Origin of the sequence: Staphylococcus sp. EG-SA-14 (assembly GCF_017151935.1) — a bacterium.
Taxonomy (GTDB): Bacteria; Bacillota; Bacilli; order Staphylococcales; family Staphylococcaceae; genus Staphylococcus; species Staphylococcus aureus.
Map to the genome: position 1 here is coordinate 1 of NZ_JACVZM010000122.1, position 237 is coordinate 237.

General features: G+C 29.1%; 1 protein-coding gene. It reads left to right on the forward strand.

Features of this window, described 5'->3' with window-relative positions:
• The coding region (locus tag IDG63_RS14620; RefSeq protein ID WP_206176515.1) for a Csa1 family protein at nt 1–237 on the forward strand (237 nt) is incomplete at both ends.

Genomic DNA, 237 nt, shown 5'->3' on the forward strand with positions numbered 1-237 from the left:
GTACAGGGAAAGAAGCGGAAATAAAGAAAAGTTTTGAAAAAACGTTGAGTATGTATCCGATTAAAAATCTAGAGGATTTATACGATAAAGAAGGATATCGTGATGATCAATTTGATAAAAATGATAAAGGTACATGGATTATAAATTCTGAAATGGTTATTCAACCTAATAATGAAGATATGGTAGCTAAAGGCATGGTTCTATATATGAATAGAAATACCAAAACAACAAATGGTT